General features: G+C 68.9%; 17 protein-coding genes. 7 read left to right on the top strand and 10 right to left on the bottom strand.

The features are described 5' to 3' along the window. Window positions 1-16: 16 nt before the first annotated feature. From AUC47_RS01240 to AUC47_RS01230, 3 genes are read right to left on the bottom strand one after another with little or no spacing between them, the layout of a single operon-like run. The gene (locus tag AUC47_RS01240) at window positions 17-928 is read right to left on the bottom strand and encodes a 1,4-dihydroxy-2-naphthoyl-CoA synthase (RefSeq protein ID WP_096713407.1); all 912 of its coding nucleotides are present in this window, start codon (window positions 926-928) and stop codon (window positions 17-19) included. Between the two features lie 31 nt (window positions 929-959). Next, window positions 960-1,952, bottom strand: coding sequence for a hypothetical protein (locus AUC47_RS01235; RefSeq protein ID WP_096713406.1), 993 nt, complete (start codon window positions 1,950-1,952; stop codon window positions 960-962). A gap of 1 nt (window position 1,953) precedes the next feature. Then, a complete protein-coding gene (locus tag AUC47_RS01230) occupies window positions 1,954-2,286 on the bottom strand; it encodes a PadR family transcriptional regulator (RefSeq protein WP_096713446.1) in 333 nt (110 codons plus the stop codon). Window positions 2,287-2,498: 212 nt separating this feature from the next. On the opposite strand from AUC47_RS01230, the gene AUC47_RS01225 reads away from it, so the two are divergent. Next, a complete protein-coding gene (locus tag AUC47_RS01225; protein WP_096713445.1) occupies window positions 2,499-3,479 on the top strand; it encodes an o-succinylbenzoate synthase in 981 nt (326 codons plus the stop codon). 120 nt (window positions 3,480-3,599) lie between these two features. Further along, window positions 3,600-4,184 carry a 2'-5' RNA ligase family protein gene (locus AUC47_RS01220; protein WP_256999391.1) on the top strand — a complete coding sequence of 195 codons (585 nt, stop codon included), beginning with the start codon at window positions 3,600-3,602 and terminating at the stop codon, window positions 4,182-4,184. A 16-nt stretch (window positions 4,185-4,200) separates the two neighbouring features. On the opposite strand, the gene ccsB is transcribed toward AUC47_RS01220, so the two are convergent. The 6 genes from ccsB to AUC47_RS01190 all read right to left on the bottom strand — a co-directional run bounded on the left by ccsB (window position 4,201) and on the right by AUC47_RS01190 (window position 9,650). Next, window positions 4,201-5,190, bottom strand: a complete 990-nt coding sequence (gene ccsB, locus AUC47_RS01215; protein ID WP_096713405.1) for a c-type cytochrome biogenesis protein CcsB — start codon at window positions 5,188-5,190, stop codon at window positions 4,201-4,203. Window positions 5,191-5,194: 4 nt separating this feature from the next. After that, complete coding sequence (gene resB, locus AUC47_RS01210) at window positions 5,195-7,033, bottom strand: cytochrome c biogenesis protein ResB (RefSeq protein ID WP_256999390.1); 1,839 nt, start codon at window positions 7,031-7,033, stop codon at window positions 5,195-5,197. Between the two features lie 43 nt (window positions 7,034-7,076). Beyond that, window positions 7,077-7,835 (bottom strand): cytochrome c biogenesis CcdA family protein, encoded by a 759-nt coding sequence (locus tag AUC47_RS01205; RefSeq protein ID WP_096713403.1) that lies wholly within the window; start codon window positions 7,833-7,835, stop codon window positions 7,077-7,079. Window positions 7,836-7,851: 16 nt separating this feature from the next. Further along, window positions 7,852-8,502, bottom strand: a complete 651-nt coding sequence (locus AUC47_RS01200; RefSeq protein WP_096713402.1) for a TlpA family protein disulfide reductase — start codon at window positions 8,500-8,502, stop codon at window positions 7,852-7,854. Between the two features lie 142 nt (window positions 8,503-8,644). Further along, the gene (locus tag AUC47_RS01195; protein WP_096713401.1) at window positions 8,645-9,274 is read right to left on the bottom strand and encodes a histidine phosphatase family protein; all 630 of its coding nucleotides are present in this window, start codon (window positions 9,272-9,274) and stop codon (window positions 8,645-8,647) included. A gap of 1 nt (window position 9,275) precedes the next feature. Then, window positions 9,276-9,650, bottom strand: a complete 375-nt coding sequence (locus tag AUC47_RS01190; protein ID WP_096713400.1) for a DUF5684 domain-containing protein — start codon at window positions 9,648-9,650, stop codon at window positions 9,276-9,278. 116 nt (window positions 9,651-9,766) lie between these two features. Between AUC47_RS01190 and aspS the strand changes: the two genes are divergently transcribed. Beyond that, a complete protein-coding gene (gene aspS, locus AUC47_RS01185) occupies window positions 9,767-11,548 on the top strand; it encodes an aspartate--tRNA ligase (RefSeq protein WP_096713399.1) in 1,782 nt (593 codons plus the stop codon). 156 nt (window positions 11,549-11,704) lie between these two features. On the opposite strand, the gene AUC47_RS01180 is transcribed toward aspS, so the two are convergent. Next, window positions 11,705-12,532, bottom strand: a complete 828-nt coding sequence (locus AUC47_RS01180; protein WP_096713398.1) for a sulfite exporter TauE/SafE family protein — start codon at window positions 12,530-12,532, stop codon at window positions 11,705-11,707. A gap of 240 nt (window positions 12,533-12,772) precedes the next feature. On the opposite strand from AUC47_RS01180, the gene AUC47_RS01175 reads away from it, so the two are divergent. The 4 genes from AUC47_RS01175 to AUC47_RS01160 are packed head-to-tail and all read left to right on the top strand — an operon-like array spanning window position 12,773 to window position 16,732. Next, window positions 12,773-13,918 carry an ABC transporter substrate-binding protein gene (locus tag AUC47_RS01175; RefSeq protein WP_096713397.1) on the top strand — a complete coding sequence of 382 codons (1,146 nt, stop codon included), beginning with the start codon at window positions 12,773-12,775 and terminating at the stop codon, window positions 13,916-13,918. Next, the gene (locus tag AUC47_RS01170) at window positions 13,915-14,865 is read left to right on the top strand and encodes an ABC transporter permease (RefSeq protein ID WP_373557840.1); all 951 of its coding nucleotides are present in this window, start codon (window positions 13,915-13,917) and stop codon (window positions 14,863-14,865) included. Before AUC47_RS01175 ends, AUC47_RS01170 begins: the two co-directional genes overlap by 4 nt. Beyond that, window positions 14,862-15,656, top strand: coding sequence for an ABC transporter permease (locus tag AUC47_RS01165; protein ID WP_096713395.1), 795 nt, complete (start codon window positions 14,862-14,864; stop codon window positions 15,654-15,656). Before AUC47_RS01170 ends, AUC47_RS01165 begins: the two co-directional genes overlap by 4 nt. Further along, the gene (locus tag AUC47_RS01160; protein WP_096713394.1) at window positions 15,653-16,732 is read left to right on the top strand and encodes an ABC transporter ATP-binding protein; all 1,080 of its coding nucleotides are present in this window, start codon (window positions 15,653-15,655) and stop codon (window positions 16,730-16,732) included. Before AUC47_RS01165 ends, AUC47_RS01160 begins: the two co-directional genes overlap by 4 nt. The last annotated feature ends 128 nt before the right edge of the window (window positions 16,733-16,860 follow it).

The following is a 16,860-nucleotide window of genomic DNA, read 5'->3' as shown; positions in this document are numbered from 1 at the left end:
GTCCCCTCTTAGTACCTCAGTAGTGCCAGGGGAACGACGACCAGTCGGCGTCGCGCTTCTCGAGGAACGAGTCCCGGCCCTCGACGGCCTCGTCGGTGCCGTAGGCGAGACGCGTGGCCTCGCCGGCGAAGACCTGCTGCCCGACCAGACCGTCGTCGACGGCATTGAACGCGAACTTCAGCATCCGGATCGCGGTCGGCGACTTGGTGAGGACGGTCCGGGCCATCGCCAACGCCTCGCGCTCGAGGTCGGCGTGCGGCACGACTCGGTTGACCGCGCCGGCCTCGTAGGCGCGCTGCGCCGAGTACTCCTCCGCGAGGAAGAACACCTCGCGCGCGAACTTCTGCCCGGTCTGCCTGGCCATGTACGCGGATCCGTAACCGGCGTCGAAGCTGCCCACATCGGCATCCGTCTGCTTGAAGCGCGCCTGCTCGGCCGAGGCGATCGTGAGGTCGCAGACGACGTGCAGCGAGTGTCCTCCGCCGGCCGCCCATCCCGGGACGACCGCGATGACCACCTTCGGCATGAAACGGATCAGACGCTGCACCTCGAGGATGTGCAGGCGCCCGGCGCGGGCGGGGTCGGCCACCTCGGTCGCGGAGTCGGAGTACTTGTAGCCGTCCCGTCCGCGGATGCGCTGGTCGCCGCCCGAGCAGAAGGCCCAGCCGCCGTCCTTCGGGCTCGGCCCGTTGCCGGTGAGCAGCACCGCTCCGATGCGCGGGTCCTGCCGCGCGATGTCCAGCGCCCGATAGAGCTCGTCGACCGTGTGCGGACGGAAGGCGTTGCGCACCTCCGGACGGTTGAAAGCGATGCGGGCGACGCCGCCGTCGTGCGTGACGTGGGCGGTGATGTCGGTGTAGTCCTCGGCGCCGGGCGCGAGCGTCCACTCATCGGGATCGAACAGGTCGGAGACGAATGCGCTGGTCACGGCATCCAGCCTATTCCCGCGCGCCCGCCGGTCACGAGCGGCGAGCGCGCAGCGTCTTGATCCAGCCGTCGACGATGTCCCACAGACCGCTGCCGACGATCACCACGCCGAGGATCACGGTGAGGATGCGGAGCACTCCGCCCTGCGCGGCAGCCCCCGCGTCGGCCTGTGCCATCTCCGCCGCGTGCTCGACAGCGAGGTACTGCAGGAACCCAGGATTGACCAGGTCGCCCGACACGAGCAGGTACATCGCCGGGACGACGAAGGCCACCGCGAGGATCGTGTTGACGATCGCGGCGCCGACCGTCCACCGACGCTGCCGCCAGATGACGATGGCCAGAGTCGCCTCGGCAAGCAGAAGAACCAGAAGCACCGTCATGCCGACCGGCCAGAGCGAGGGATTGAGGATCGGCACCGGCACGCCGTCGTCGCGGACGAATCCCCGCAGCGCATCCCACAGGATCGCCCCGGCCGCGAGCACCAGGAAGATGAGCGAGCCGATGACCTCGCTGCGCCCCGCGCCCTGATCGGTGAGCTCCGGCAGCTGATCGACGGTCCACGTCGCCCCGGTGTCGGTCGCCGTGCGTTCCAGCACCACGAAGACGAGCGTGGTCCAGAAGCCGACGTGCACGATCGACATGATGATCGCGACCACGACGGCGCCGATCGTCTCGCCGATCGTCGCGAACTCGAGGATCTTGGCGAGCGCCACCCCCACCGCCGCGAACGTCGGGACGATCCAGAGCAGGGCCTTCAGCAGTCTCCACCAGGTCAGGTAGTACCTCGGTCCGATCAGATGCAGCGGACGCTCGGCGTAGCCGGCCGCGAGGATGCCCGGGTCGCCGAGATCGGTGAGCACGGCGCGCTCCGCGGCAGGAAGATCCTCGCCCTGCTCGCGTCTCGCCTCGATCGCATCGGCGATGGATGCTTCGAGCTCGGCGCGCACGTCGTCCTGAGACTCCGGGCGCAGGCTGCGCACGGTCGCGCTGATGTAGCGCTCGGTGAGGGTGGCGGTGCTGGGCATGTCAGTTCTCCTCTGCGGTGAGAGAGGCGATGGCCGCGGTGAGCGCGCGCCATTCGTCGGTGAGGGTGTCGGCGAGCCTGATGCCGGCTTCGGAGGTGCGGTAGAACTTGCGAGGTCGAGCTTCGTCGGTGTTCCACTCGCTCGTGAGGTACCCCTGCTTCTCGAGGCGACGCAGCAGCGGGTAGAGCGTGTTCGCGTCGGTGGCGAACCCGCGGGCGTCGAGCTGCTCGAGCAGGAGGTAGCCGTACCCGGCTGTTCGCAGCAGCTGCAGACACGCCAGCACGACAGTGCCGCGCCGCAGCTCCTGCAGGTGGGTGTCGAGCGTCTCGTTCATGTCGATCACATTACTGTGTGACACACACCATTGTCAACGACACTATTGTGTGTGCAATCTGCTGGAGGCGGCGGGATTACACCGTCGAGCCACCCCTCTCGGAGCGAGCCACCCCCTCAGGGCACTCCCGAAGGGGGGGGTGGGTCGGACCGAGAGGGGTGGCTCGCGCAGAGTTCCGCTCCCCGCGGATCGCGACAGACCAGAATGGGTACATGATCCCGCCGCTCGCAGACCTGCTCGACTCCGCCCGGGTCGTCGCCCTTCCGATGCACACCCGCTTCCGCGGCGTCGACACCCGGGAAGCGCTTCTCTTCGAGGGCCCGCAGGGGTGGGCGGAGTTCTCGCCCTTCGTCGAGTACGACGACGCGGAGGCGGCCACCTGGCTCACAGCGGCGATCGACTTCGCGTGGCACGTCCAGCCCGCGGCAGTGCGCGACAGCATCCGTGTGAACGCGACCGTGCCTGCGGTCGGCGCGGGGACCGTGCCCGACGTGCTCGCCCGCTTCGCCGGATGCCGGACCGCCAAGGTCAAGGTCGCCGAGCCCGGCCAGTCGCTTGCCGACGACGTCGCCCGAGTCCGCGCCGCGCGCGAGTTCATGGGGCCCGAGGGCCGCATCCGCGTCGATGCGAACGGGCTGTGGAACGTTGACGAGGCCGAGCACGCCGTGCACGCTCTCGCGGAGTTCGACCTCGAGTACGTCGAGCAGCCCTGCGCGACGGTGCCCGAGCTCGCCGAGCTGCGGACGCGCGTGAAGTACATGGGCATTCCGGTCGCGGCCGACGAGAGCGTGCGGAAGTCCTCCGACCCGCTGGCGGTCGCACGCGCCAAGGCGGCCGATCTGCTCATCGTCAAGGCGCAGCCGCTCGGTGGCGTCACCCACGCACTGCAGATCGTCACGGCAGCGGGGCTCCCCGTCGTCGTCTCCAGTGCCCTGGACACGGCGATCGGCCTGTCGCAGGGCGCCGCGCTCGCCGCCGCCCTGCCCGCCCTCGACTACGACTGCGGCCTCGGCACGGCATCCCTGTTCCTCGACGACGTCGCGGACCGTCGCCCCGCAGACGGCGCCATCCCCGCGGAGCGCGCGGTCGTCGACCCCGCCGCGCTGACACGTCTCGCGGCCACCCCGGAGCGACGCGACTGGTGGCTCGACAGGCTGCGTCGCTGCTACGAGGTGCTCGAAGCACGACGCTGACCGGGGCTGCGCGGCTGATCTCGCCTCACCCGACGACGGCGTCGATCGATATGTCACGCCGTCGCTCGCTCACGCGTCACCATGACGTCACCCGGCCTCACTCGTCCGTACGATCGGGGCATGCGCCGACCGTTCATGAACGCCCCGGATCAGCTCGCCTCGCTCGACGGGCAGCAGTACCTCGTGCTGCGTCCGAGCGGTCCCGTGGCCGAGCTGTACGAGCGGGAGCAGGATGCCGCCTTGCAGCACGCCGACGTCCGTCATCCGCACACGGGGCACGTGACCCTGCGCGGGTTCTACGAACCGCAGCGACGGGAGGAGCTCGCCGCGCTCGTGCGGGAATGGGCGGCCGCGCAACCCCCGGTCGATGTCACGGTCGAGGCGGTCGACGTCTTCCCCGCACCCTGGCAGATTGTGATCCTGCGGCTCGCGCGCACCGCGACTGTCGTCTCGGCGTATGCGAGCCTGACCCGCGCGCTGGATGCCACGGACTTCCGACGGCTGGGCGAGCTGAGCCTCGAGGACTGGACGTTCCACCTGTCGGTCCTCTACGGGAAGACCCTGTCCGCCCACGAGTGGAACGCCCTCGAGGCGGCATCCGTGCTCGAACTGGCGGACGGACCGACGGAGACGATCGACGAGATCGAGCTCGTCTCCTATGACAGCGGAGCCGAGTATGCCGAGGTCATCCGTCTCGGGGGCTGATCCTCGACAACCCGGGTCAGCTCAGGCCCGAGTAGGCGTGCAGTCCTTTGAAGAAGACGTTCACGATCGTGAAGTTGAAGATCACGGCGGAGAAGCCGACGATCGACAGCCATGCCGAGGGGTTTCCGCGCCAGCCGCGGGTGGCGCGGGCGTGGATGTAGCCGGCGTAGAGCACCCAGATCACGAAGGTCCAGGTCTCCTTGACGTCGAAGCCCCAGAAGCGGCTCCACGCGTAGTACGCCCAGATCGAGCCGGCGATGAGGGTGAAGGTCCAGAGGATGAAGCCGATGATCGTGAACCGGTACGCCATGCTCTCGAGGCGCTCCGAACCGGGGAAGGTACGCAGGAATCCGGGGCCGGTCTTCTCCGCACCCTCCGAGATCAGCCGCTCTCGACGGGACTGCATCAGCTGGATCACCGAGAGCGCGAACGACAGCGCGAAGAACGCCGTGCCCAGCGAGGCCACGAACACGTGGATGACGAGCCACACGCTCTTCAGCGGGTCCATGAGGGGCGAGATCTCGACGTAGAAGTTCGTCGCGGCGAGCCCCAGCAGGATCACGACCAGACCTGTCATGAACGTGCCGAGGAAGCGCAGGTCGACGCGGGTCAGCACGACGAGGAAGACGGCGACGATCAGCAGCGTGCCCATCATCGCGAACTCGTAGAGGTTCGCCCACGGCACACGTCCGGCCGCGAAACCGCGCGTGAGGGTCGCTGCGAGGTGGAAGACGAACGCGAGCACCGTGAGCGAGGTGCCGATGCGGGCCATGACGAACCGCTTCGGAGCGGAGTCGGAGCCGGATGCCGCGGCGCCGCCCTTCGGGGCTGTTCCGCCCCGCGTCGCGGCGGAGGCGCCCACGAGCTCGAACTCCCGCACGCTCGCCGCATCTGCGGAGAGCTGCGAGCGTCGCGCGAGGTCGAAGGCATAGGCCACGAAGGCCGCCGCATAGATCGCGATCGCCGTCCACAGCAGGACAGGAGAGATCACTTCGAGATCGAGCATGGTGTCAGTCTACTTTCGGGGTGTCGGATGCGGGCCGGGCGTCGGTTGAGGGCGTCGACTCGTCGCCGTCCACACCACCGGTCATTGAGCGAGCGGAGCGAGACGAAACGCGCTGCTCGTCGTCGGACCCCTCGGCATCGTCTGCATCGGGATCCGCTTCCGCCTCCGCAACAGCCGCCGTGACCCCCGCCGCGTCGAGCAGTCGTGCGTGCCCGGCGACGAGATCGTCGACCGCGTTCGCGAGCGTCGGATCCTCGCCGCGCGCCAGCCCGGCGTATTCCAGCGAGACTCCCCCGTCGACCGGCGTGGCCTTGACCCACACCCGGCGGCGTGGCACGAAGAGCGCCAGCATCAGGCCGCCGAGGGCGAGCAGCGCGAACCCGAGCACCCACGGCCCGGAGGCGTCGCGGTGGATCTGCAGCGACGCGAAGCGCTTGACCGACTGAGACGCATCGGTCGCGCCCTCGGGCGACTCGTCGTCGAACGTGACGGTGCCGAGGCCGTTCGGCAGATCTGCGGTCTCTCCCGGCGCGAGCTCGATCGATTCGAGATCGGTGCCGCGGCCGGTGACCTTCGTCATCCCCTCGGTGTCGAGCACGTATACCGAGCGGGGCACGCCGTCGTCGATGCCGAGGTCGCCCGAGTACACGTCGAGCGTGAGCGTCGGGTTGGTCAGGTCCGGATAGGCGGAGAAGAACGCCCCGGTGTCGAGCACGCCCGTGGTCGGGTAGAAGAATCCGACGAGACCGATCTGCTCCGCGAGCCCGTCGGGGATCTTGATGACGCCGAGCGAGGTCATGTTGTTGTCCTGCGGCAGGAACGGCGTGCTGTTCGTGAAGACGACGTCGCCCTCGGCGTTGCGCACGGTGATCGTCGGCGCGTAGCCGTTGCCGAGCAGGAACACGTTGTCGTCGGCGACGGCGAGCGGCTCGTTCACCTTCACGGCGCCCGTGCGCTCGTCGCCGTTCTCCAGCACGGTCATATTGGCTGAGAAGTCGCCGGCCTGTCCCGATCCTGCTTCACCGAACGGCTGGTAGGTCACGTCGAACGAGTCGAGCCGCATCGAGTAGGGCGCGAGCGCGCCGTCGCTCACGAAGCGTCCGCGATTCATCGAGTCGTAGTCGAGCAGCGTGTTCGCGAACGTCTCCCCCTCGACGAGCACGCGCTGACCCGTGTAGGCGAAGCCGCCGCCGACGCCGATCGTGATGAGCACGCCCACGAGCGCGAGGTGGAACAGCAGGTTCCCCGTCTCGCGCCAATAGCCGCGCTCCGCCGACACCGACGACGACCGCTTGTCGTCGTAGCGCTCGACGCGATAGCCGAGGGCCTTGAGCTGCTTCTGGGCGACGTCGATGGTCGCGGACGCGTCGGCCACGGCATCCGTCGATGTGCGCTCGACAGCGCGGAAGTCGGCGAGCCGCTTCAGACGCGCCGGGGTGCGAGGCGGTCGGGCGCGCAGCGCCTTGGCGTGGTGCTTGATGCGCGGGATCACGCAGCCGACGAGCGAGGTGAACAGCAGCAGATAGATCGCCGAGAACCACGGCGAGAGGTACACGTCGAACATCTTCAGCCCATCGAGGACGGGGAAGAGATCGGGGTTGTCGCGCTGCCACTGCGTGACGCCGTTCGGGTCGGCCATGCGCTGCGGGAAGATCGATCCCGGGATCGCGGCGATCGCCAGCACGAGCAGCAGGATGAGCGCCGTGCGCATCGACGTCAGCTGACGCCAGCCCCAGCGCAACCACCCCACGAATCCGAGCCGCGGCTGGGTGATCGACTCGTCGCCGTCGATGTGGTCGGAGGGGCGGAGCGGATCGCTGGATCGGCTGGCCTTGGTGCTCACGGAATCCTTCCGGTCCGTCGTCTTCTGGTCAGACGTGTTCTGGTCAGAGCGGGAGGAGGACACTGCTCATCACCGCCTGGAGTCGCGACATGATGTCGGTCCACAGCCCGGTCACCATCAGCAGGCCGAGGAGGATCAGCAGCACGCCGCCGATGATGTTCACGACACGGATGTGACGGCGCAGGAAGCCGATGGTCTTCGTCGCCCACCCGAAGCCCAGGGCGACGAGCAGGAAGGGGATGCCGAGGCCCAGCGAGTACGCGAGACCGAGGAACCCGGCGCGCACCGGGTCTCCGGCGTTGAAGGAGAGGGCGAAGATCGCCGTCAGCGTGGGGCCGAGGCATGGCGCCCATCCGATGCCCAGCGCGATGCCGAGCAGCGGTGCGCCGATCACGCCGTATTTCGAGTCGACGTGGAAGCGCAGCTCGCGCTGCGCGAATCCGAACAGACCGAGGAACACGAGACCCATGAGGATCACGACGGCACCCAGGATGCGGGTGACGAGGTCGCCCCAGCGGATCAGGAAGACGTTCGCCGCCCCGCCGAGCGCGGTGAGCGCGACGAAGACGACGCTGAAGCCGAGGATGAACAGCAGTACGCCCAGGACGAGGCGGCCTCGACCGGGGATCGACGGTGCCGAGCCGTTCACGGGCCGTGGTGACACCGCACCCCCGAGGAAACCGAGGTAGCCGGGCACGAGCGGGAGCACGCACGGCGACAGGAACGAGATGAGTCCCGCGAGCATCGCCACGGGGATCGCCAACCAGAGTGCGCCCGAGTTGATGATGACTTCGGGGCTCACGGCGCACCCGCCGGGCTCACGAGTCCTCCGCCAGCGCGTCCTTGACGAGCGTCGAGAGGACGGAGGTGCCGTCGATCGGGCCGATGATCTTCGCGGCGACACGGCCCTGCTTGTCGAGCACGAGAGTCGTCGGGGTCGCCTGGATCGGCACGGCCTCGGCGAAGGCGAGCTTGGCCTCGGCGGTGTCGACGTCGATGAGGCTCGGGTACGTCACGCCGAATTCCGTCGAGAACGCCTTGGCGGTGTCGGGCTGGTCGCGGGTGTTGATGCCGACGAATGCGACGCCGTCACCGCCCTGGTCCTGCCAGACGGTCTCGAGGTCCTTCGCCTCGAGGCGGCACGGAGCGCAGCCCGCGTACCAGAAGTTCACGACAGTGACCTTGCCCGCGATGTCGGCCGAATCGAACTTCTCGCCGTCTTCCGTGACGCCGCCGAAGGATACGGGCTCACCGCGCTCTGCGACGGGGATCTCGACGATCGCGCCGTCGGCGGCCACGTAGCCGGTGTTGTCTCCGCTGAGGAAGGAGTCGCTGACCGCGTCGGGAGCGCAGGCGCTCAAGCCGACGGCGAGCACCGCGGCGAGCGCGACTCCGACCGCACGGCGAGAAGACCGGATGCGGGAGGGGCGGCCGCTGCGGATCGGACGAACCGTCGAGGCGAGTAGCACGATTCCCAGTTTACGCGCGGGTTCCTATGCGTCGGCCGGGTGGAGGCGGGGTGCGGAGCCCATCCCTGGTCGTTGAGCGAGCGGAGCCCATCCCTGGTCGTTGAGCGAGCGGAGCGAGACGAAACGCGGCGACGACCTTCGCTCACACCGCGCCGACGTCGACCGCGCCACCGGTCGCCGCGGGCTCGGCGTACGCGACCTCGCGCCATACGTCGCCGACCAGTTCGAACGACGTGACGCTCGACAGTGCGCAGCGCCGGGTGCGGGGGTCGTGGCGCAGCGGCAGACCCGCGACGCGGAGGTGCGTGATCCAGATCGGCGCCTGGTGCGACACCATCACGAGGTCTCCCCCGTCGGCCGCGTGCCACGCCTCGGCCATGAGCCCCGTCATTCGCTCCGCGATCGACGCGTACGGCTCTCCCCAGCTCGGCAGCGACGGCTGCCGCAGGTGCCACCAGTTCAGCGGATTCAGCAGGGATCGCTTCATCTGCGTGCCCTCGAACACGTTCGTCGGCTCGATGAGCCGTACGTCGATCTCGGGCACGAGGTCGAAGCGCCCGGCGAAGGGCTCGGCCGATTCCTGGGTGCGCTCGAGCGGCGAGCAGAACAGTCCGCTCACCGGACGATCGAGCCCGGCGACGTACTCCGCCGCCGCACTCGCCATCCGTCGCCCGGCACGGCTCAAGTGGTAGTCGGGGAGCCGTCCGTAGAGCACGCGGCGAGGGTTGTGCACCTCTCCGTGACGGACGAGATGCAGTCGCGAGGCCGGCACATCAGGCCTTGCGGTAGCGCGACTCGCCGAAGCCCAGGATCAGGTAGCCGATGTACGGGAAGACGAAGAGCAGGAAGAACGAGAACAGTCCGCCCTTGCCGAAGCGCTCACCGAGCTTGATCGCCACGATGATGCCGAAGACGAACCCGACGACGGGGATCAGGTAGAGCAGCGCGAGCCATCCGGACATCCCGGCGATCTTCACGAGGAAGACCACGTTGACGATCGGGATGATCGCGAGGATGCCGGGGTACCCGGCCTTCGTGAACACCTTCCAGAGGCCGATGACGACGAGGACGTAGAAGACGAGGGCGATGAGGCCGGTGGTCCCCGAGAAGATCGATGCGTACAGGTCGGAGATGCCGTTGGAGTCCATGGTGCGCCTTTCTGTCGAGGCGATCCTACTGACCGATATGCCACGGGCCGGGGAGCCTATCCCCGCCCACGTAGAATGGGCGGGTTCATCATCTCCCAGATCAGGAGGAATACTCCGTGCTTCGCACTCACTCCGCCGGCTCCCTGCGAGCCGAGCACATCGGCCAGACCGTCACCCTCACCGGGTGGGTGGATCGCCGCCGTGATCACGGAGGAGTCGCGTTCATCGATCTGCGGGACGCATCGGGCATCGCCCAGGTCGTCATCCGCGATGAGGAGACCGCGCACCCGCTGCGCAACGAGTTCGTGCTCCAGGTGACGGGCGAGGTGTCCCGCCGCCCCGACGGCAACGAGAACCCGAACCTGCCGACCGGCGAGATCGAGGTCATCGCCTCCGACGTCGTCGTGCTCAACGAGTCCGCTCCCCTGCCCTTCCAGGTGTCGACGGCGCTCGCCGAGACCGAGAACGTCGGCGAGGAGGCCCGCCTCAAGTACCGCTACCTCGACCTGCGTCGCCCCGCCGCGGCATCCGCTCTGCGTCTGCGTTCCGACGTGTACAAGGCGATCCGCGACGTGCTGCACGCCGAGGACTTCACCGAGGTCGAGACCCCGACCCTCACCCGGTCGACGCCGGAGGGCGCCCGCGACTTCGTCGTGCCGGCGCGCCTGCACCCGGGCAGCTGGTACGCCCTGCCGCAGTCGCCGCAGCTGTTCAAGCAGCTGCTCATGGTCGGCGGTGTGGAGAAGTACTTCCAGATCGCCCGCTGCTACCGCGACGAGGACTTCCGTGCCGACCGTCAGCCGGAGTTCACCCAGCTCGACATCGAGATGAGCTTCGTCGAGCAGGAGGACGTGATTGCCCTCATGGAGCGCCTCGTCGCCGCCATGTGGAAGACGATCGGCGTCGAGGTGCAGACCCCGCTGCCGCGCATGACCTACGCCGAGGCGATGTCGAAGTACGGCTCCGACAAGCCCGACCTGCGCTTCGGCCTCGAGCTCGTCGAGGCGACCGAGTACTTCAAGGACACGCCGTTCCGGGTCTTCCAGGCCGAGTACGTCGGCGCCGTGCGCATGCCCGGTGGCGCGAGCCAGCCCCGCAAGCAGCTCGACGCGTGGCAGGACTGGGCCAAGCAGCGCGGCGCCCGCGGCCTCGCGTATGTGCTGTTCAACGAGGACGGGACGCTCGGCGGCCCCGCCGCGAAGAACCTGTCCGAGGCCGAGCAGGCCGGTCTCGCGGCCTTCGTCGGTGCCGAGCCCGGTGACTGCGTGTTCTTCGCCGCCGGCACCACGAAGGAGAGTCGGGCGCTGCTCGGCGCCGCTCGCGTCGAGATCGGTCGCCGACTCGGCTATCTGAACCCCGACGAGTTCGCGTTCACGTGGGTCGTCGACGCCCCGATGTTCGAGCCGGCGGCCGATGCCGTGGCCTCGGGCGACGTGGCGGTCGGCGCCGGCGCCTGGACCGCCGTGCATCACGCGTTCACCGGTCCGAAGCCGGAGTTCGAGGACACCTTCGACACCGACCCGGGGTCGGCGCTCGCGTACGCGTACGACATCGTGTGCAACGGCTCGGAGCTCGGCGGCGGGTCCATCCGCATCCATCGCGAAGACATCCAGAAGCGCGTGTTCGAGGTCATGGGCCTCAGCGACGAGCTGGCCGAGGAGCAGTTCGGATTCCTGCTCGACGCCTTCAAGTTCGGCGCCCCGCCGCACGGCGGGATCGCGCTCGGCATGGACCGCGTGCTGCAGCACCTGTCGAAGACCGAGTCGATCCGCGAGGTGATCGCGTTCCCGAAATCGGGCAACGGCTTCGACCCGCTCACCGCGGCTCCGGCGCCCATCACGGCCGAGCAGCGCGCCGAGGCCGGCGTCGACTTCGAGCCGGAGGATGCCGAGGCCTGACCTCGCCCCCTATCCCCCTCCTCCTCTTCAGTTGGCACCTGTTGCCGGAATTCCTCGCGAGTTCCGACAACAGGTGCCAACTCGTTTCGGGATCACACCGCCCCGCGGTCCGTTGAGCGAGCGGATCGAGACGAAACGCGGCGGGACGGGCGCGGGTCAGCGGATCGCGGCGATCGCGGGCACGATGTTCTCGTTCCACACGTCGACGCCGAGCTTCGCGATGAGGGCGACCACGACCAGCAGGAACACGACGCGGATGAACGTCGCCCCGCGCGAGATCGCCATCCGCGATCCGAGATAGCTGCCCGCGACGTTCGCGATCGCGAGGATGCCGCCGAGCAGCCACAGCACGGCACCGTGCGGGATGAACAGCAGCAGCGCCCCCGTATTCGTCGCGAGGTTGACGATCTTCGCCTTGGCGCTCGCCTGCAGGAAGTCGTAGCCCAGCAGTGCGACGAGCGAGATGACGAGGAACGTGCCCGTTCCCGGCCCGATGAGACCGTCGTAGAACCCGATCACGAGCCCGGCCAGACCCGCCATGAGGTGGTGCTTGCGGCCCGAGAACCGGAGCTTCGTCGCCGCGCCCATCTGCGGGCGGAACGCCGTGAACAGCGCGACCGCGAGCAGCGCGACGACGATGATGGGCTTGAATGCCGCGGCGGGCAGCACGGTGGCGACAGCGGCGCCGCCGAACGACCCGGCGAGCGCGATCCCCGCCATGGGCAGCGCGGTGCGGATGTCGGGCTTCGCCCGGCGATAGTAGGTCACGCTGCTCGTGGCCGTGCCGAACACCGAGGCGAGCTTGTTCGTCGCAAGGGCTTGGATCGGCGAGATCCCGGGGATCAGCAGCAGGGCGGGAAGCTGCAGCAGTCCGCCACCGCCCACGACGGCGTCGATCCAGCCGGCTGCGAAGGCCGCGACGACGATGAGGATCAGCGTGCCCCAGGTGAGCTGCTCCAGCCCGAGCACACTGCCGATGTCCATCCCTCCAGGATGTCAGACCGCGCGGGCGCGACAGCGCAGCCACCCGCACCGAGTGGCCGCGGACCGGCATCCTGCATCGCTGCGCACAGCTGTCCTGGCGGCACGCCACCCCGCACCGGATCGGCCACGATCTAGACACCGGCCGTTCACCCGACCCCGCACGATCGGCAACGTGCGAGCCGTAGTTTCCTCTCGCAACCCGAATACCGGCACACAGCGCCGGACACCGAGAGGACACCCATGTCTCGCATCACCCGCCGCGCCCGCATCGGCGCCGGCCTCGCCCTGGTCACCACGGCCGCCCTCGCCCTGACCGCGTGCTCCGGCGCGGCCGACGCAGCCGGCTCCGGCTCGGCCGACGGCTCTGTCGACGCCGCCACCGCCACCTCCGTCGAGGACTTCGGCACTTTCGCCGACCTCGAGGAGGCCGCCAAGGCCGAGGGCCAGCTCAACGTCATCGCCCTGCCCCGCGACTGGGCGAACTACGGCGAGATCATCGACCTGTTCATGGAGAAGTACCCCGAGATCACGGTCAACGAGGCCTCGCCCGACGTCTCCAGCGCCGAGGAGATCCAGGCCGCCGAGACCAACAAGGGTCTCGACACCGCGCCCGACGTGTTCGACCTCGGCCTGACGGTCGCCCTGCAGAACACCGACCACTTCGCCCCCTACAAGGTGCAGACGTGGGACGACATCCCCGACGCGCTCAAGGAGCCCACCGGCCTGTTCGTCGGCGATTACGGCGGGTACATGTCGATCGGCTACGACTCCTCGAAGTTCCCCGCCCCCGACTCGCTCGACGACCTGCTGGGCGCCGACTACAAGGGCGCCGTCGCGATCAACGGCGACCCGACCCAGGCGGGTGCGGCCTTCGCGGCCGTCGGCCTCGCGACCGTGCAGTCCGACGGCACGCTCGACGACTACCAGCCGGGCATCGACTTCTTCTCCGAGCTGCAGAAGGCCGGCAACCTGCTCAAGGTCGACGTGACCACCGCGACGATCGCGAGCGGCGAGACCCCCGTCGTCTTCGACTGGGACTACCTGAACGCGACGCACGTCGCCGACAACAAGGACTGGAAGGTCGTCGTGTTCGACGGCACCGGCTACGCCGGCTACTACAACCAGGCCGTGAACGTCGACGCACCGCACCCGGCCGCCGCCCGCCTGTGGCAGGAGTTCCTGTACAGCGACGAGGTGCAGAACCTGTGGCTCGGCGGCGGCGCCCGTCCGGCTCGGATGGACGCCATGACCGAGGCAGGCACGATCGACGCCGACCTCGCCGCGGCGCTTCCCGAGGTGCCGGCTGAGACCGTCGTCCCGACCGAGGAGCAGTCGACGAACGCCGGCACCCTTCTCGGTGAGAAGTGGGCAGCGGCGGTCCAGTGACCACTGCCATCGCAGCGGGGGCGGATGCTTCGGCATCCGCCCCCGCTCCCTCCGCCCCGCTCAGCGCGGGGTCTGCGACACCGTCGCGGGCCCCGCGCTCGGCGCCGTCCGCGGCCTGGCTGGGACTCCTCCCGTTCGCCGCGTACGTGCTGCTGTTCCTGGCCGTGCCGACCGTGCTCGCGATCGGCTCCGGCTTCTTCACGAAAGACGGCGACTTCACCTGGACGAACGTCTCGGCCCTCGCCGATCCCGTCGTCCTCACGACCTTCGCGAACTCCGCCTGGCTGTCCCTCCTGACCGCCGTCGTCGGCGCCGTCGTCGGCGCCCTGGTCTGCTACGCCCTGCTCGGCATGAACCCGGAGGGCGTCGTGCGCTCGACGGTGGATGCCGCAGCCGGGGTGCTCGCGCAGTTCGGCGGCGTCATGCTCGCGTTCGCATTCATCGCGACGATCGGCATCCAGGGCGTGCTGAAGCTCTTCCTGCAGGACGCATTCGGGATCAACATCTACGAGAACGGCACGTGGCTCTACGAGCTGCCCGGCCTCATCCTGCCGTACATCTACTTCCAGATCCCGCTCATGGTCATCACATTCATGCCGGCGCTCGCGGCGCTGAAGCCGCAGTGGGCCGAAGCGAACCTCACCCTCGGCGGCACTCGATCGAGCTTCTGGCTGCGCATCGGCATCCCCGTGCTCGCTCCCTCGTTCCTCGCCAGTCTTCTGCTGCTGTTCGCGAACGCGTTCTCGTCGTACGCCACCGCCGCTGCGCTCGCGAGCCAGGGCTCGCAGATCGTGCCCCTGCAGATCCGCACCGCCCTCACGAGCGAGACCGTGCTGGGTCGTGAGAACCTCGCCGGTGCCCTCGCGCTCGGCATGATCGTCGTCGTCGGAGTCGTCATGGCCCTCTACTCCCTCATCCAGCGCCGAGCCGCGAGGTGGCAGTCATGAACCGTCTCGCCCCTTCCCCCATCACGCGCTGGGTCGTCGGCATCCTCGTCGGAGCGTTCTTCGCGATCCCGCTCATCTCGACCTTCCTGTACACGCTTCGTCAGACCGACGGATCTCTCGGTCTCGAGCGGTGGGCCGCGCTGTTCGACCCCGCGAAGTCGGCGACGATCCGTCCGATCTGGATGGGGCTCGGCAACTCGCTGGTGCTCGCGGTCGTGACCGTGGCGATCGTGCTCCTGCTGCTCGCGCCGACCATGATCCTCGTGAACCTGCGCTTCGGTCGCCTGAGGCCCGGGTTCGAGTTCGCCGTGCTGCTGCCGATCTCCGTCCCCGCGATCGTGCTCGTGGTCGGGCTCGCGCCGATCTACCTGCAGATCGGCCGCACGGTCGGCACCGGCACGTGGACCCTGGCGTTCGCGTACGGCATCACCGTGCTGCCCTTCGCATACCGGTCTATCCAGGCGTCGATCGACGCCGCCGACCTTCGCACGCTCGCCGAGGCCGCGCGTTCCCTCGGCGCGAGCTGGCCGACCGTCGTGCTGAAGGTGCTCGCGCCGAACCTGCGCCAGGGCCTGCTCGCGGCATCCCTCATCTCCATCGCCGTCGTGCTCGGCGAGTTCACGATCGCCTCGCTGCTGAACCGCCAGGTGTTCCAGACCGCCATGGTCGTCGTGCAGAAGCAGGACCCCTATGCGCCGGCGATCTTCACCCTGCTCGCGCTGGTGTTCGTCTTCGTGCTGCTCCTCCTCATCGGCCGCGTCGCCCGCGGCAACCGAAAGGCCCTGTCATGACCCTCCCCCAGACCGCCGACAACATCCTGCTCGCCGAGGCCGGTGAGGGAACGCGCGTGCAGCTGCAGAGCATCGTGAAGAGCTACGGCAGCAACACGGTGCTGCACGGCGTCGACCTCGACATCGCCCCGGGCGAGTTCGTCTCGCTCCTCGGACCGTCGGGATGCGGCAAGACGACCCTGCTCCGCGTGCTCGCGGGCCTGGAGGGACTCGACAGCGGAGCCGTGATGCTCGACGGCGGCGACGTGTCGCGGGTCCCCACGAACAAGCGCGACATCGGGATGGTGTTCCAGTCGTACTCGCTGTTCCCGCACCTGCGCGTGGTCGACAACACGGCGTTCGGCCTGCGTCGCCGCGGCGTGGGCAAGGCGGAGGCCGCGAAGCGCGCGCTCGACGCCCTCGCACTCGTGGGCCTCGGCGACTTCGCTGATCGATACCCGCACCAGCTCTCGGGCGGCCAGCAGCAGCGTGTGGCCCTCGCCCGTGCACTGGTGACCGAACCGAAGGTGCTGCTTCTCGACGAGCCGCTCTCGGCGCTCGATGCGAAGGTGCGGGTGCAGCTGCGCGACGAGATCCGCCGCATCCAGCTGCGCCTCGGCATCACCACGGTGTTCGTGACGCACGACCAGGAGGAAGCCCTCGCCGTCTCCGACCGCATCGCCGTGATGGACTCCGGCCGCATCGAGCAGATCGGCACGCCGGAGGAGCTGTACACGACCCCGTCCACCGCCGGCGTCGCCGCATTCGTCGGTCTGTCCAGCGTCGTCTCGGGCGTCGCCGAGGGCGACCATGTGGTCGTGTGGGGTCAGCGACTGCCGCTGCAGTCACCGGCCGACGGCCCGGTCGACGTCTACCTGCGACCCGAGAACGTGCACTTCGCGTCGGAGGCGGATGCCGCGACCGACGCCCTCGTGCAGGAGAGCACGTTCCTCGGGAGCATGCGCCGCACGCTGGTGCGCACGGAGTCGGGCGAGCTCGTGCGACTGCAGCACGCCCCCGGCATCCATCCCGCCTTCGGCGACCGCGTGCGCATCGCCGTCGCACCCGAGCCTGTGGCGGTGCACCCTCGGGGCTGAGTGAAATGCTCTCCGAGCTGATCCTGTCATCGACCCGACGCCCCGTCTGAGCGCCGACGCCCCTGCCTGCTGACGTCAACAGGCAGGGGCGTCGTCACTGCGCCGGGGCGTCGGCGATGTCGCGGGCG

Source organism: Microbacterium sp. SZ1, assembly GCF_002362255.1.
Taxonomy (GTDB): domain Bacteria; phylum Actinomycetota; class Actinomycetes; order Actinomycetales; family Microbacteriaceae; genus Microbacterium.
Note: the sequence above shows the minus strand (reverse complement) of the source record. Positions and strands in the feature narration are given on the sequence as shown.

Coding starts and splice junctions, on each gene's coding strand:
- AUC47_RS01235 (WP_096713406.1), bottom strand. CDS start 1,952: ATGCCCAGCACCGCCACCCTCACCGAGCGCTACATCAGCGCGACCGTG.
- AUC47_RS01230 (WP_096713446.1), bottom strand. CDS start 2,286: ATGAACGAGACGCTCGACACCCACCTGCAGGAGCTGCGGCGCGGCACT.
- AUC47_RS01225 (WP_096713445.1), top strand. CDS start 2,499: ATGATCCCGCCGCTCGCAGACCTGCTCGACTCCGCCCGGGTCGTCGCC.
- AUC47_RS01220 (WP_256999391.1), top strand. CDS start 3,600: ATGCGCCGACCGTTCATGAACGCCCCGGATCAGCTCGCCTCGCTCGAC.
- ccsB (WP_096713405.1), bottom strand. CDS start 5,190: ATGCTCGATCTCGAAGTGATCTCTCCTGTCCTGCTGTGGACGGCGATC.
- AUC47_RS01190 (WP_096713400.1), bottom strand. CDS start 9,650: ATGGACTCCAACGGCATCTCCGACCTGTACGCATCGATCTTCTCGGGG.
- AUC47_RS01180 (WP_096713398.1), bottom strand. CDS start 12,532: ATGGACATCGGCAGTGTGCTCGGGCTGGAGCAGCTCACCTGGGGCACG.
- AUC47_RS01175 (WP_096713397.1), top strand. CDS start 12,773: ATGTCTCGCATCACCCGCCGCGCCCGCATCGGCGCCGGCCTCGCCCTG.
- AUC47_RS01165 (WP_096713395.1), top strand. CDS start 14,862: ATGAACCGTCTCGCCCCTTCCCCCATCACGCGCTGGGTCGTCGGCATC.
- AUC47_RS01160 (WP_096713394.1), top strand. CDS start 15,653: ATGACCCTCCCCCAGACCGCCGACAACATCCTGCTCGCCGAGGCCGGT.